The organism is Actinomadura graeca (assembly GCF_019175365.1).
Lineage (GTDB): Bacteria > Actinomycetota > Actinomycetes > Streptosporangiales > Streptosporangiaceae > Spirillospora > Spirillospora graeca.
On the sequence record NZ_CP059572.1, the window covers coordinates 6,707,291 to 6,721,586 of the forward strand.

Genomic DNA, 14,296 nt, shown 5'->3' on the forward strand with positions numbered 1-14,296 from the left:
GTGGACGCGCGCATCGAACAGGTGGTGACGTCGGGGACGCTGACCCTGGACGACACCGAACACGACGTCGAGGCCAACACCTACATCGTTGGCGACGACGACGAGGTCATCGTGATCGACCCGGCCTTCGACGCCGAGGCCATCCTCAAGGAGGTCGGCGACCGCGAGGTCATGGCCGTCCTGCTCACCGACGGCAACGAGCACCACCTCGAAGTGGTGCTGGAGGTCGCCGCCGCGGGCGAGGACGACGAGGAGAACTGGGCCCCCATCGCGCTGCACCGCGCGGACCGGCTCCTCTGGCGTGACTACTTCGGCCGCCTCGCCAAGGAGGAGGACGACGAGGACGACGCCAAGGCGCTCCGGGCCCTTGAGCCGGACATCTGGCTGGAGGACGGCGGCATCTTCGAGATCGGCGAAGCCCAGCTGGAGATCGTGCACACCCCGGGCCACACCCCCGGCAGCGTCAGCGTCATCAGCGAGCAGCTCGGCGTGCTGTTCGCGGGCGACACCCTGCACCGCGGCCGTCCCGGCTCCATCGGCGGCGTGTACGAGGACATGCGCAAGCAGCTCAACTCCATCGGCGCCCTGCTCACCCCGCTCCCCAAGGACCTGCGGGTCCTCCCCGGCCAGGGCGAGGAGACCACGGTCGGCGAAGAGGACGCCCGCTGGGAGACGTGGGGCTCGCTCGCCCAGGACGACTGACGCGGCACCCTCCGCCCCGGCCGGACCCGCAGGCGGAGCCGTGCCCGGACCGGACGACGGAGAGGGAACCCGACCGTGGGGGCCGAGCAACTGGGACTCGAAGGCATGCCCCAGCGCCTGTACACCTGCACGCCGTCCCGGCTGAACACCTGGCTGGACTGCCCGCGCCGCTACCGGATGACCTACCTCGACCGCCCGATGCCGCCCAAGGGCCCGCGCTGGGCGCACAACAGCGTCGGCTCCAGCGTCCACAACGCCCTCGCCGCCTGGTGGCGGCTGCCCGAGCCCGGCCGCACCCCCGAGGCCGCCGGGACCCTCCTCGTCCGGGGCTGGCTGACCGACGGCTTCCGCGACGAGGCCCAGTCCGCCGAATGGCGCGAACGCGCCCGCGAGATGACCGAGCGCTACGTCGCCACCCTCGACCCCGCGGACGAGCCGCTCGGCGTGGAGCGCACCGTCGCCACCCGCACCGGCCGCATCGCCGTGTCCGGCCGCATCGACCGCCTCGACGCCCGCGGCACGGAACTCGTCGTCGTCGACTACAAGACCGGACGGCACGTCCTGACCTCCGACGACGCCCGAGGCTCCCTCGCCCTCGCGATCTACGCGGTCGCCGCGTCCCGCGTCCTGCGCCGCCCCTGCCGCCGCGTCGAACTGCACCACCTCCCCACCGGCGACGTCGCGGTCTGGGAGCACACCGACGAGTCCCTCCAGCGCCACCTCCGCCGCGCCGAAGGCATCGCCGCCGAGGCGTCGGCCGCCGACGACGCCTACCGCCGGGACCTCCCGCGCCCCCGCCAGGGCGACGGCCTCCCGGTCGACCACACCCCCCACGACGACCTGTTCCCCCGAATCCGGGCGCCCTCTGCTCCTGGTGCGACTTCGCCCGCCACTGCCCCGAAGGCCGCGAAGCCGCCCCCCGCAAAGACCCCTGGGCGGCGTTGCCGGACGCAATCCCGACGCGTAGCGAGCCGCCAGGCGAGCGAAGCGGGCCGGGGCTGTGAAACACGGTCTAGGCGTCCAGGACCAGGCGGCGGGCTAGCGTGGCGATGGGTTCGACCGTCCCGGCCTCGTAGTTGCTGAGGACGACGATGACCCAGCCGCTTGCGGGCACGATGTCCAGCGAGGTGGAGGCGCCGAGGAGGTTGCCGCCGCCGTGGCCGTGGACCCACCGGCCGTGGCTCAGCGAGGTCACCGGCCCGTATCCGGCGAACCCGGCGGACGACGGCGTCGGCGGGTTCCTGGGCGGCAGGGGGACCTTCGCCCCGAGCATGAGGTCGGTGTACGGGGCGTCCAGAAGGTCGTCGTCCAGCAGGGCGTGGGCGAAGCGTTCCATGTCCGCGCAGGTGGCGTGGGAGTCGCCCGCGGGAAGCCCGATGAACAGGCCCTTCTCCAGGTTGTCGGTCCGGTGGGGCTCGCCCGGGTTCCTCGCGTAGGGACGGGCGATGCGCGGGTCGGAGCGGCATTGCGGCTTGGTGTGGAAGGCGCTGTCGCGCATCCCGGCGGCCTCGAAGACGTGCTCGGCCACGTAGTCGTAGTACGGGCGGCGGGACACGGCGGCGATGATCGCTCCGAGCAGGCAGACGGCGGCGTTGCTGTAGAGGTGCCCGGCGCCCGGCGGGAAGGCGGGCCTGGTCTTGCGGATGAAGTCCACGGTGCCGTTGAGGACCGCGTCCGCGCTGGTCCAGGTCATGGACTCCTCGGGATAGCCGGGGAGCGTGAAGACGTCGCCGAGGCCGGACGTGTGGGTGAGCATGTGGTGGATCGTCACTTTCGTGGCGACTTCTGGTGGGAAGCCGTCGAGGTGGGCGCCGACCGTGTCGGTGTAGGACAGCCTCCCCTCCTGGACGAGCCGGTGGACCGCGGTCGCGGTGAACAGCTTGGTGACCGAGGCGAGCGCGAAGCGGGTCTCTGGGCCGTTGCGGACGCCCGCCGCCTTGTCGGCCATTCCGTGGGAGCGGCTCAGTACCGTCCTGCCCTGGCAGGTCAGCAGCAGTGATCCGGAGAACCGGTCCTCGGCGGCCAGGTCCGCGACGAGCCGGTCGAGCGCTCCTCCGGGCCTGAGGTCGCGGGGGATCCGGCCGGGCGCGGACGCGGCGGCGGTGCCGGTGGGCGTCGCGGCGACGCCCCCGGACACGACGGTGCCGCCGAGGGCTTTGAGCGCGGTCCGCCGTGACGGCCGCATGGGGGAGGGCGAGGGGCTGTGATCGGTCATGGGGGCATGCAACAGCGCGGCGCGTTTCCCCGCTGTAAGCCCTCAGCGGAGAGCGCGTTCGGCCTTGGCCCAGAAGGCGAGGAGGGCGCCGGCCGTGGTCTCGGGGGCCTCCACGGCGGGGGAGTGGGCGGCGCTCGGGATGACGACCTTCGCGGCGCCCAGGCGGTCGGCCATCGCGGCCTGGGCGCGGGGGTCCCAGACGTCGTCGTCCTCGCCGTAGAGGACGAGGATGGGCAGCGGGCCCTCCTCGGACTGCTTGGCGAGCTCGTCGACGCGGTCGGGGGCGGTGAGCAGCTCGCGGGCCATGCAGACCAGGCCCGCCTCGGAGTTGCCCAGCGTGCGGGCCTTCAGGAAGTCGATGATCTCGGGGCCGACGCCGCGGCGGGTGTAGTCGGGTTCGAGGCCGATCGTCCAGATCGCCTTGAGACCCAGCTCGGGGATCGCGTCGCGCAGGGCGCGGGCGCGGGCCGCGGCCGGGCCGGTGACGGCGCCCGGACCCGAGCTCATCAGGGTGTAGGACACGGGCAGCGCGCCCGACAGGACGGCCTCGCGGGTGATCAGGCCGCCGAAGGAGTGCCCGACCAGGTGGACGGGGTCGGGGCCGAGGACGTCCAGGAGGGCCGCGATGTCCTCGCCGAGGGCGGCGCGGCCGTAGGCGGACGGGTCGTCGGGGCCGTCGGACTCGTACTGGCCGCGCATGTCGATCGCGACGACGCGGCGGCCGGACGCGGCGAGGGTCTGCAGGACGGCGAGGAAGTCCTCCTTGCTGCCGGTGTAGCCGGGCACCAGCAGTGCGGGGCAGCGCTCGGTCGCACCCGAACCAGGGAGGGCCTCCAGCGCGGCGAACCGGCCGCGGGGGGTCTCGATGATCGTCCGGTTAACACCGGGGGGCAGGGTCAGGAACCGGGGCGTGCTCACAGGGGGCCACCATACTAAATGGGGACCGGCGGACACGGGTCGTGATCGCGCGGTGGTAGCGTCCACCTCGTGGATCCGAAGCCGGCCGTCTCGGCCCACCGGAGGGACGAAGCGGGCGTGTCCGGGCTCAAGGACGCGGTCGAGTCCGGGGCCGAGTACGTCGAGATCGACGTGCGGCGGACGGGCGACGGCAAGCTGGTCGTCCACCACGACGCGCGGCTGGGGGGGCTGCCGCTGAACCGGCTCTCCTACGAGCGGGTGGAACGGCTCGCCTCTCGGCCGGTCCCGCTGGTCGGCGAGGCCATGGAGATCATCGCCGGCCGGGCCCGGGGGCACCTGGACCTCAAGGAACGCGGCTGCGAGCACGAGGCGGTCGGGCTGGGCCTGGAGGCGTTCGGGCCGGACGGGTTCGTCGTCACCACCCGCGAGGTGGCCTCCCTCGTCGAGATCAAGACGCGGTTCCCGCAGGTCAAGACCGCCCTGTCGGTGGGCAGGGGGCTGCTGGAACGCGGGGCGGCGCGGGACTTCGCGCCGCTCGGGCTGATCCGCCGGGCCGGTGCGGACATGGTCGCGCTGAACCACCGGCTGGCCCGGGTCGGGGTGCTGCGGCAGTGCGCACGGGCCGGCTTCCCCGCCATGATCTGGACGGTGAACGCCGAGCCGCTGATGCGGCGGTTCCTCGGCGATCCGCGCGTGGCGGTGCTGGTCACCGACCATCCGGGCGCCGCCCTGGCGATGCGCGACACGGGCCGCGACACGCGCCGGGGCTGACCGCGGGGCGACAACCGCGAGACCTGGCGGACGTCTCGCGGTTGCCGGACGGAACCGGTCAGGCGCTCTGCGACGCCTCGCCGCGCTCGGCGGCGGGCTTGCCGGCGCGGGTGCGGCGGCGGGTGCGGCTCCGCTTGCGTTCGGTCGCGACCGCGTCCACGACCTTGGCCTCCGCGGCGGTCTCGGCCTCCGCGGCGCCCTCCACGGGCTTGCCCGCGCGGGTGCGGGCGCGCTTGCGGTTGCGCGGACGGGGCCGCTCGCGGTCCCGGTCCCGGTCGCGGTCGCGGATGTGGGTGCGGGTCTTGCCGGTCTCGCCGATGTCCTCCAGCTCCTCGGCGTCCAGCCCGGCGCGCTCGTGGCGCTGGTCCTTGGGCAGCTTGCCCTTGGTGCCGGCGGGGATGCCGAGCGACTCGAAGAAGTGCGGCGAGGTGGAGTAGGTCTCCTCCGGGGCCGCGAACGGCAGGTCCAGCGTGCCGTTGATCAGCTTCCAGCGGGTGAGGTCGGCCCAGTCGACGAGCGTGACGGCGACGCCCTCCTTGCCCGCGCGGCCGGTGCGGCCGATGCGGTGCACGTAGGTCTCGGCGCTGTCGGGGCACTCGAAGTTGACGACGTGGGTGACGTCGTCGACGTCGAGGCCGCGCGCCGCGACGTCCGTGGCGACCAGCACGTCGATCTTGCCGTTGCGGAACGCGCGGAGCGCCCGCTCCCGCTGGCTCTGCCCGAGGTCGCCGTGCACGGCGGCGGCGTCGAAGCCGCGCTGCGCGAGGTCGGCGGCCACTCGGTCGCAGGCCCGCTTGGTCTGGCAGAAGACCATGGTCAGCCCGCGGCCCTCCGCCTGGAGCAGCCGGGCCAGCATCTCCGGCTTGTCCATCTGGTGGGCCTGGAAGACGTGCTGGACGACCTGCGGCGTCGCGTCGGACTCGGCGTGCGCCTCGGCCCGGACGTTGGTCGGGCGGGTGAGGTACCGGCGCGACAGCGCGACGATCTCGCCCGGCATGGTCGCCGAGAACAGCATCGTCTGCCGCTGCGCGGGGATCCGCTCGATGATCCGCTCGATGTCGGGCAGGAAGCCCAGGTCGAGCATGCGGTCGGCCTCGTCCAGCACCAGCACGCCGACCTGGGAGAGGTCGAGGTGCTTCTGCTTGACGAGGTCCAGCAGCCGGCCCGGCGTGCCGACGACGACCTCGACGCCGTCGCGCAGGGCGCTGATCTGCGGCTCGTACGCGCGGCCGCCGTAGACCGACAGCACGCGGGTGCCGAGCTTGCCACCGGCGACGAGGAGGTCGTCGGTGACCTGGAGAGCCAGCTCGCGGGTCGGCGCGACGACGAGCGCCTGCGGCTTGCGGCCGCCGTGCTCGATGCGCTGGAGCAGCGCGGCGCCGAAGGCGAGGGTCTTGCCGGTGCCCGTGCGGGCCTGGCCGATGATGTCGTGGCCGCCCAGCGCGATCGGCAGGGCGAGCTCCTGGATGGGGAACGCGTCGACGATGCCCTCGGCTCGCAGGGCATCGGCTATCTCGGGGACGACCCCGAGTTCATGAAAGGTAGTCAGGGCTTTCAGCCTCCAATATGCGGGGTCCTCGCTCCCCCGGTGCGGCGCGGCCCGGTGCCCGGGCCGGCCGGATGCCGTTGGACGGGCCCGCATACGGGCCCATCAGGGCCGCCCGGCTCAGGGACACAGGTCCGCCGGCCGGGCCGTCGCCGTCCTGGCGTGCCCGCCGATCGCTTCCTGTGGCCGCGCGCTCGCGCGGGAGGGACCAGCCGTCAATCAAATGTCTCGGCGACCGCAGTCAGGGGTTGAGCGCAGTCACTCGCTGTGGCTGCGTGCGGTCACACTCCGCCACGCAGTGTACCGACCGTCAGTTGCATACACCAATAGCCGATCACACAGCCTAACGTTTCGTCTCTTCGATGTATTCCATCCCCTGCTCGTCAGGGGGAATGGGACTCCCGTGGCGCCCGCGGGACGCGCGGAGAGAGGTGGGGAGAGACGGCCACTTCCGGACATCAAGGGCGTCTCGGACAAGAAGGAGGCCCCCGCGCAGGACGGGGGCCTCCTCCGGGGGTCTCCGGCGGCGAGTCCGGAGACCGTGGTCATCCGATCAGGTCATCCGATCAGGTCATCCGATCAGGTCATCCGATCAGGTCATCGGATCAGGTCATCGGATCAGGTCGCCGGGTCAGAAGCTGCGCCGCCCGGTCCGCCAGCCGTGCCGGCGGCCGCCCCGTCCGCGTCCGTTCGCCGCGGTGAGTCCCGCCACGCCGAGCGCGGCGATGACCACCGCGAAGACGAAGGCGATGACGGTGCCCGCGCCGAGCGCGTCGGCGATCACACCACCGAGGATCGCACCGGCGACGCCGACGAGGATGGTCAGCAGGACACCGATGGGGTTGCGCCCGGGGACGAGCAGCCGTGCCAGGGCTCCGATGACGGCACCGACGACGATGAACCAGAGGATCGTCGTGAGCATGTTGATCATCCATTCCGTTTCCGTGGGCCCGCGGCCCGTGGTCGGAGATCGATATGCCCGTACTGTCCGGTTCAAACAAAACGCAGGTCAACGGCCGACCAAGGCGACGGCAACGCCCGTGACGGCGGGTCCGGGGGGCCTCGGGACGGCGGGTCCGGGGGCCTCAGGTGTACTGGGTGCCGAAGCCGACGCTGCGCTGCTCGTCCTCGGAGATCTCCAGGTAGCCCACCCGGTCGGCGGGGATCACGACCCGCCCGGCGCGGCGGTCCTTGAGCACGAACACGCCGTGCTCGGCGGCCAGCGCGTCGGCCAGCGCCGCCTGGACCTCGTCGGCTGACTGCGCGGTGTCGACCACGAGCTCCTTGGGCACGAACTGCACGCCGATGCGAACCTGCACGCGATGCTCCCGTCCATCCGTCCCGCCGACCGCCGGCGGTCCCGCCTCCGATGGTGGCACGACGATCACCGGACCCGCCCCCGCGGCCGCTTCGCCGCGAGTGAAACCCGCCACCCGGCCATGACCGGCCCGGACGGCGGGGACGGGTCAGCCGGTGCGGGGGAAGCCGGAGATGCCACGCCAGGCCAGCCGCGCGATGATCTTCTCGGCGGTGTCCTTGGGGATGGCCCGGTGCTGGGACAGCCAGTAGCGGGCGCTGACCTCCGCCATGCCGACCAGTCCCATGCCGAGCAGGTGCGCCTCGTCGGTCGGCGCGTCGGTGTCCTCGGCGATCACCTGGGCGATCATCTCGGCGCACTGCTGGTTGGCGCGGTCGACCCGGGCGCGGACGGGCGCCACGTTGCGCAGGTCGGACTCGAACACCAGCCGGTACGCCTCGCCCTCGCCGGCGACGAAGTCATAGAACGCCTGCATGCACGCCTGCACGCGCATCTTGTTGACCGTGGTGGACTCCAGGGCGTCGCGGACGGTCTTCACGAGGGCCTCGGCGTGCTCGTCCAGCAGGGCCAGGTACAGCTCCAGCTTGCCCGGAAAGTGCTGGTAGAGCACGGGTTTGCTGACTCCTGCGCGCTCGGCGATCTCGTCCATCGCCGCAGCGTGGTACCCCTGCGCGACGAACACCTCCTGGGCGGCGCCGAGCAGTTGCCTGCGGCGCGCCAGCCGCGGCAGCCTCGTGCCGCGGGGGCGGGCGTCCGGGGTCGCGGTCACCACACTCTCCGATCACCGTTCGTTGCGGCGGATCAACGGCGTCCGCCACGAGGGAAACTCGATCCCACCATCCTACGTGCGGGTAACCTCACGGGACACCAGCGGAACCCGCGAACGTTCCTTCACGCAGGTCAGTGTATTTCCGGCAGCGGCCTCGCGCTCCCGTTCGGCGGTTCGTCCGCCGGACGGCCCGCGGGGCCCGTTTCAGCGGTAGTCGTCCTCGTCGAGCCGAACCTCACGGTGCTGCTCGGTGACGTCGGCCTCGTCGGCGTCGTACGGCAGCCGGGCCGGCGGCGCGTCCTGCTCGTCGTCGTCCTGGACGCCGGCGCGCTGCTCGGCGATGTCGGCCTCCGGCGCGTCGTCCGGCACGGGCGCATCGTCGGGTACGGGCCGTCCATGGTCCTCGGTCTCGCTCATCGCGTCCTCCCTCAGGGTCGCTCGGCGGTTCCGCACAGGCGCCCGGCCAGGTCGCGCAGCGGCGCCTCGATGGACTCGCCGTACGTCGGGAACGCGTGCACGACGTCGGCGAGCAGGCTCAGGGGCGTCTCCGCCCGGATGGCCAGCGCGATCTCGCTCATCCACTCCTCAGCGTAGAGCCCGGCCGCGGTGGCGCCGATCAGCAGCCCCCGGGCGCGGTCGGCGTACAGCTCCACCCGTCCCCGGTCGTCGGCCTCGACGGCCGCCCTGGCCGTCGCGGCGAGGTCGTACCCGGCGGTGACAAGGTCTATGCCGAGTTCCGCCGCCCGCCCGGGGGAGACCCCCACCGAGTAGACGGTGGGCGTCGTGTGGACGACGCGGGGGATCGCGCGGTAGTCGGCCTCGCGGCGTTTCCCCAGCAGGTTGGAGAGCACGACGCGGGCCTGGTACCGGGCGGCGTGGGCGGTGCGGGCGACGCCGGTCACGTCCCCGGCCGCCCAGACGCCGCCCCCCGCGCACGGGACGGCGCACGTCTCGTCCACCGGGACGCCCTCACCGGGGACGACGGCGACGCCGAGCGTCTCCAAGCCGAGGCCCTCCACGCGCGGGCGGCGCCCGGCGGCGGACAGGACGCGGTCGGCGTCGATCGTCCCGCCGTCCGACAGCCACAGCCGCACGCACGCGTCCTTGCGCTCGGCCAGGGCGAGCGCGGCGCCGAGCCGCAGGTCGACGCCCATCCGGCGCAGGGAGTCGGCCAGCGCCTCGCCCGCGAACGGTGCCTCGGCGGTCAGCAGCCGCCCGGACGCCTCGACGACCGACACCTGCGACCCGAACGCCGCGTACACCTGCGCCATCTCACAGCCGACGGGACCGCCGCCGAGGACGACGAGCCGGCGCGGCAGGTCCGGGACCGACAGGGCCTCGTCGCTGGTCCAGACGGGCACGCCGGGGAGGCCGTCCGCGGGCGGCAGGACGGGCTCGCTCCCCGTGCAGACCACGAGGTCGTCACAGGCGTGCTCGGTCCCGTCCACGTCGACGAGGCCGGGCCCGAGGATCCGGCCGCGGCCCCGCACGACGGTCACGCCGTCCTCGGCGAGGCGGGCCGCCGCGCGGTCGTCTGCGCGGTGCGCGGCCAGCCGGTCCCGGCGGGCGACGGCCAGCTCCCAGGTCTCGCCGCGCCGCGCCGACATCAGCAGCGACTTCGACGGGACGCACGCGAAGTAGGGCGACCGCCCGCCGACCAGGTGGTCCTCCACGAGCGCGACGTCGCGTCCCGCGCGCGCCAGGCCCGCCGCGACGTGCTCGCCCGCCGTTCCCCCTCCGAGCACCACGACCCCGTGTTGGTTCTTCGACAAAGCGCTCATCCTCCAGCACCCGCAGGATGTCCCCGTGACCCCATGGTGACGGAACGCGACGGCGGAGAGTGCCGGTTCGGACACAAAGACGCCGCCGGCCGGACGTGACGCTGGAGGATCGGCCGCGCGGAACGCGCGACCGGACGCGGCCTCAGGGAAGCGGAAGCCGGTCCGTCAGCAGCGGTTCGAGGAGGTCGCCGTGCTCGTCGATGCGCTCCAGCACCTCACCGGGCGTGAACGAAAGGTCGGCGGCGTCCTCGCAGGACTCCACCTCGTCCCAGGTGAGGGGGGTGGAGACCGAGGGGGCGTCCCCGGCGCGCAGCGAGTAGGGCGCGACGGTGGTCTTGGCGGGGTTGTTCTGGCTCCAGTCGACGAAGACCTTGCCCTTGCGGAGCCGCTTGTCCATCTTCGCGACGACCAGGCCGGGATGCTCCTCGGCGAGCCGCTGCGCGGCGGCCTTGGCGTACTCGGACGTGCGCGCCGACTCCTTGATCGGGACGTAGAGGTGCAGGCCCTTCTTCCCGCTGGTCTTGGGGTGGGATTCGAGGCCGTCCTCGGCGAGCAGGGCGCGCAGCAGGCAGGCCACCTCGCACGCCTCCACGACGGTGGCGGGGGCACCGGGGTCCAGGTCGAACACGACCAGGTCGGGGTCGTGGACCTTGCCGCGCGGCCCGACCTTCCACTGCGGGACGTGCAGTTCCAGGGCGGCGAGGTTGGCGCACCACACGAGCGTGGGCAGGTCGTCGACCACCACGAAGTCGAGGGTGTCACGCCCGGTGGAGCTGCCCGGCGTCGGCACGGTCGCGGTGCGGACCCATCCGGGTGTGTGCGACGGCGCGTTCTTCTCGAAGAACTTCCCGCCGTGCACGCCGTCCGGCCAGCGGATGCGGGTGGACGGACGGTCCCGCAGATGCGGCAGCATCACCGGCGCGACGCGCGCGTAGTAGTCGATCACCTCGCCCTTGGTGAACTCCGGATAGAGGTCCTTGCCGAGGTTGGACAGCTTGAGCCGCCGTCCCTCGACCTCGACCTGCTCACTGCTCAAACCCGACCTCCAGGGGGTCCTTGTCGTCGCGGAGCCCGCGCCAGGACGGGTGGCGGAGCCGCCCGTCCCTGGTGCGCGCGCCGTAGGCGACCTCCCCGACCAGGCGGGGCTCAACCCACTGGGCGTCGCGGCCGTACTCGCGGGGCACGGCCTCGTCGTAGGGGCTCGTCGGCCGGCGCAGCGGCCACAGGATGCCGTACAGCTCGTCCAGTGCCCGGTCGGTGAACCCGGTGCCGACGTGCCCGACGAAGCAGAGGCGCCCCTTGGCGTCGTACTCGCCGAGCAGCAGGGACCCGACGCCGCCCTCGCGCCGCCCCTTGCCGGGCTTCCATCCGCAGATGACGACCTCGCGGGTCATGAAGTTCTTCACCTTGCGCCAGAAGTCGACCCGCCTGCCCGGCCGGTACGGGGAGTCCAGGCGCTTGGCGAGCAGGCCCTCCAGGTGCTGCTCCTGCGTGAAGTCGAGCAGCTCCTTGACCTGGTCGGTGTCGGCCCCGTGCAGGTACGGGGGGACCTCGACGGGCCCGGTGCCGGCGACGTCCAGCTCCGCGAGCAGCGCGCGGCGGTCGGCGTAGGGCAGGTCGTACAGCGGCCGCCCGCCGAGGAACAGCACGTCGAACGCGACGTAGCGGACGGGCACCTCGCGGATCAGCCGGGGGTCGGGGCGGGTGACGTGCATGCGCCGCTGGAGGCGCTCGAAGCTCGGCCGGCCCTGGTCGAAGGCGACGATCTCGCCGTCCAGGACGACGTCGTTGTGGGGGAGGAGGTCGGCGAGACCCGACAGCTCGGGGTAGCGGCCGGCGACGTCGCCGCCGCGTCTCCCGCAGGCGCGGACCCCGCCGGAGCCGACATGGGCCAGCACGCGGACCCCGTCCCACTTCAGTTCGAGCCCCCAGCGCTCGCCGTCGCCGGGGAGGTCCCCGGTCGCGGCCATCATCGGTTCGACCGGCCACGGCATGGTCATACCGCCGTCTTACCCGCTGCCCGTCTCCAAGAAAAGGATCAAGGGCTCGTTATGGAGCAAATCGAACGAGGTTGCGAGGCTAGGGGGAGGAACGCGCTGGGTAGGGAGAGATCATGCGCAGTATCTGGAAGGGCGCGATCTCGTTCGGGCTGGTGACGATACCGGTGAAGCTGTACTCGGCCACCGAGCAGCGGGACGTCGCCTTCCACCAGGTGCACCGCGAGGACGGCGGGCGCATCAAGTACAAGCGGGTGTGCACGGTCGACGGCGAGGAGGTGGCGTACTCCGACATCGCCAAGGGGTACGAGCTGCCGAGCGGGGAGATGGTCATCCTCACCGACGAGGACTTCGCCGACCTGCCGCTGTCGACCAGCCGCCGGATCGACGTCCTGCAGTTCGTGGAGCAGGAGGAGGTCGACGCGATCTACTTCGCGAAGTCCTACTACCTGGAGCCCGACGCCCAGGGCGCCAAGCCGTACGTGCTGCTGCGGGACGCGCTGGAGGAGTCGGGGCAGGTCGCGATCGTGAAGGTCGCGCTGCGGCAGCGGGAGTCCCTGGCGACGCTGCGCGTCCGCGAGGGCGTGTTCGTGCTGGAGACGATGCTGTGGCCGGACGAGGTCCGCACGCCCGACTTCCCGTTCCTGGAGGAGGACATCGAGGTCCGCAAGCAGGAGCTGTCGATGGCGACGTCGCTGATCGAGTCGATGGAGGGCGAGTTCGACCCGTCGGAGTACAAGGACGCCTACCGGGAGGCGCTCCAGCAGGTGATCGACGCCAAGGTGGAGGGCCGGGAGGTCACCCGGCCTTCGGAGGAGGCGGCGGAGGAGCCCGCCGCGGACCTGCTGAGCGCGCTGCGCGCCAGCGTCGAGGCCGCGAAGAAGAGCCGCGGCGGCAAGGGCGGCGGCGCGGGCGGCGCGGAGAAGGACGCGGGCAAGGGCGGGGGCGCGAAGAAGCGGCCCGCGCGCGGGTCGTCGTCGGCCGGGTCGGCGAAGTCGTCGGCCAAGTCGTCCGAGAAGGCGGGCGAGAAGGCGGGCGCCAAGAAGCCGCCCGCCAAGGGACGCGGCCGCAGGTCCGCCTGACGTCCCGCCCGCCGCGGACGTCAGAAGGGCACGGTGGTGCAGAGGAGGCGGGGCCCCGCGTCGCCCGTCTTCGGGTCGGTCGGGTGGGCGTGGATGACGACCGAGTGCGCCGCACCACGGGCGATCCGCCAGCGGGCGAGGGTCCGCGACTCGGCGGTGCCGTCCGGCTTGACCTTCAGGTCCAGCCAGATCTCCTTCTCGCGGACCGGGGCATGCCGCCGGGCGTGGGGGTTGCGGTAGTGCGGGCCGGACGCGGCGGGCTCGGCGCCGCACCGGTCACGGTGGACGTGGGCGCCGAACGTCTTCCCGGCGGCCGCGGCCGGGAACCCGGTCGCGGTGAGCCGGACGTCGGTGCGGCGCCCCTCGCGGACGATGACCCGCGTCCGCACGCCGGAGTAGGCGGCGTCGTGGACGTTGGTCGGCCCGTCGATGATGATCAGACGCGGCTGCGGGCCGGCGAGCGCGGGGATCGGGAGCGGCGCCAGGACGGCGGCGCCGGCCGCGGCCAGCGTCACCGCGGCGCGGACGGGCACGCGGGCGGGCAGGTGCATGATCTTCCTCTTCCGCAGGACCGGCGCACGGACGGCCGGTGGCTCACGATCATGCCCGCGGACCGTGACCGTCCCGCGGCGCGCCGTCCCCGTGTCGGGTCAAAAGAGGACCAGCGGAAGGGAGCCGTCAGATCTCGCCGCGGACCGCGAGGACGCGGGAGAGCGCCTTGACGGCGCCGGAGACGTCGGTGCACGGGGCGATCCGCTCACCCCAGCCGTAGTAGTAGGCCCACGTGTCGCCGGGGCGCTCCAGGACGGCGATGACGTTCTCGTTCAGCGCCCGCATCCGGGGGTTGGCGACCAGGGCGGACGGCCACCGGTCGGCGGGCGCGGAGACCTCCACCGTCCAGCCGTGGCCGCGCAGGACGTCGGTCAGGCGCTCCAGATGCCCGAGCGCCGTCTCGGCGTCGCTGATCGTCTGCACGGACATGGTTCCTCCAAGGGGAAACGCCCCACGAGCGGGTGAGGGAAGAGGTGCAGCGCCCCGGGCGGGGCCGTCGCGGTGCGCGTCACGCCGCGGCACGGGCCGGGGGATCGCGTCCAGTCTGGCGCCGTGAGGTAGAGATCACAACCGCTTTCGGGTGTTTCGGGGCGGCGGAAAAGCGCTGTGGGGCGGAGCATTCCGCTCCGCCCCACGTCACCGCCG

At 73.0% G+C, this 14,296-nt stretch carries 16 protein-coding genes; 4 read left to right on the top strand and 12 right to left on the bottom strand.

The window, feature by feature from the left end:
* Both AGRA3207_RS29730 and AGRA3207_RS29735 read left to right on the top strand, forming a co-directional pair.
* Positions 1-702 (top strand): MBL fold metallo-hydrolase, encoded by a 702-nt coding sequence (locus tag AGRA3207_RS29730; RefSeq protein WP_231330440.1) that lies wholly within the window; start codon positions 1-3, stop codon positions 700-702.
* Positions 703-777: 75 nt separating this feature from the next.
* Entirely contained in the window at positions 778-1,785 is a 1,008-nt protein-coding gene (locus AGRA3207_RS29735; RefSeq protein ID WP_231330441.1) for a RecB family exonuclease, read from the top strand.
* Here AGRA3207_RS29735 and AGRA3207_RS29740 read toward each other — a convergent pair.
* Both AGRA3207_RS29740 and AGRA3207_RS29745 read right to left on the bottom strand, forming a co-directional pair.
* The gene (locus AGRA3207_RS29740; RefSeq protein ID WP_231330442.1) at positions 1,715-2,917 is read right to left on the bottom strand and encodes a serine hydrolase domain-containing protein; all 1,203 of its coding nucleotides are present in this window, start codon (positions 2,915-2,917) and stop codon (positions 1,715-1,717) included. The genes AGRA3207_RS29735 and AGRA3207_RS29740 overlap by 71 nt on opposite strands.
* Positions 2,918-2,959: 42 nt before the next feature.
* The gene (locus AGRA3207_RS29745; protein WP_231330443.1) at positions 2,960-3,835 is read right to left on the bottom strand and encodes an alpha/beta fold hydrolase; all 876 of its coding nucleotides are present in this window, start codon (positions 3,833-3,835) and stop codon (positions 2,960-2,962) included.
* Positions 3,836-3,904: 69 nt separating this feature from the next.
* Between AGRA3207_RS29745 and AGRA3207_RS29750 the strand changes: the two genes are divergently transcribed.
* A complete protein-coding gene (locus tag AGRA3207_RS29750) occupies positions 3,905-4,606 on the top strand; it encodes a glycerophosphodiester phosphodiesterase (protein WP_231330444.1) in 702 nt (233 codons plus the stop codon).
* Positions 4,607-4,664: 58 nt separating this feature from the next.
* On the opposite strand, the gene AGRA3207_RS29755 is transcribed toward AGRA3207_RS29750, so the two are convergent.
* The 8 genes from AGRA3207_RS29755 to ligD (AGRA3207_RS29790) form a co-directional block, all read right to left on the bottom strand.
* The gene (locus tag AGRA3207_RS29755; RefSeq protein ID WP_231330445.1) at positions 4,665-6,248 is read right to left on the bottom strand and encodes a DEAD/DEAH box helicase; all 1,584 of its coding nucleotides are present in this window, start codon (positions 6,246-6,248) and stop codon (positions 4,665-4,667) included.
* A 535-nt stretch (positions 6,249-6,783) separates the two neighbouring features.
* The gene (locus AGRA3207_RS29760) at positions 6,784-7,074 is read right to left on the bottom strand and encodes a GlsB/YeaQ/YmgE family stress response membrane protein (RefSeq protein WP_231330446.1); all 291 of its coding nucleotides are present in this window, start codon (positions 7,072-7,074) and stop codon (positions 6,784-6,786) included.
* Between the two features lie 163 nt (positions 7,075-7,237).
* Positions 7,238-7,471 carry a DUF3107 domain-containing protein gene (locus tag AGRA3207_RS29765; RefSeq protein WP_231330447.1) on the bottom strand — a complete coding sequence of 78 codons (234 nt, stop codon included), beginning with the start codon at positions 7,469-7,471 and terminating at the stop codon, positions 7,238-7,240.
* 147 nt (positions 7,472-7,618) lie between these two features.
* Complete coding sequence (locus AGRA3207_RS29770) at positions 7,619-8,239, bottom strand: TetR/AcrR family transcriptional regulator (RefSeq protein ID WP_231330448.1); 621 nt, start codon at positions 8,237-8,239, stop codon at positions 7,619-7,621.
* Positions 8,240-8,443: 204 nt separating this feature from the next.
* Complete coding sequence (locus tag AGRA3207_RS29775; protein ID WP_231330449.1) at positions 8,444-8,656, bottom strand: hypothetical protein; 213 nt, start codon at positions 8,654-8,656, stop codon at positions 8,444-8,446.
* 11 nt (positions 8,657-8,667) lie between these two features.
* A complete protein-coding gene (locus tag AGRA3207_RS29780) occupies positions 8,668-10,020 on the bottom strand; it encodes a dihydrolipoyl dehydrogenase family protein (protein WP_231330450.1) in 1,353 nt (450 codons plus the stop codon).
* A gap of 142 nt (positions 10,021-10,162) precedes the next feature.
* Entirely contained in the window at positions 10,163-11,056 is an 894-nt protein-coding gene (ligD, locus tag AGRA3207_RS29785) for a non-homologous end-joining DNA ligase (protein WP_231330451.1), read from the bottom strand.
* Entirely contained in the window at positions 11,046-12,020 is a 975-nt protein-coding gene (gene ligD, locus AGRA3207_RS29790; RefSeq protein ID WP_231330452.1) for a non-homologous end-joining DNA ligase, read from the bottom strand. The genes ligD (AGRA3207_RS29785) and ligD (AGRA3207_RS29790) overlap by 11 nt, the downstream gene beginning before the upstream one ends.
* A gap of 113 nt (positions 12,021-12,133) precedes the next feature.
* On the opposite strand from ligD (AGRA3207_RS29790), the gene ku reads away from it, so the two are divergent.
* On the top strand, positions 12,134-13,099 hold the full coding sequence (ku, locus tag AGRA3207_RS29795) for a non-homologous end joining protein Ku (RefSeq protein WP_231330453.1): 966 nt from the start codon (positions 12,134-12,136) through the stop codon (positions 13,097-13,099).
* Positions 13,100-13,119: 20 nt separating this feature from the next.
* Here the strand turns inward: ku and AGRA3207_RS29800 are convergent, their stop codons facing one another.
* Both AGRA3207_RS29800 and AGRA3207_RS29805 read right to left on the bottom strand, forming a co-directional pair.
* The gene (locus AGRA3207_RS29800; protein ID WP_231330454.1) at positions 13,120-13,650 is read right to left on the bottom strand and encodes a superoxide dismutase family protein; all 531 of its coding nucleotides are present in this window, start codon (positions 13,648-13,650) and stop codon (positions 13,120-13,122) included.
* Between the two features lie 127 nt (positions 13,651-13,777).
* Positions 13,778-14,080, bottom strand: a complete 303-nt coding sequence (locus tag AGRA3207_RS29805; RefSeq protein WP_231330455.1) for a hypothetical protein — start codon at positions 14,078-14,080, stop codon at positions 13,778-13,780.
* Positions 14,081-14,296: the final 216 nt, after the last annotated feature.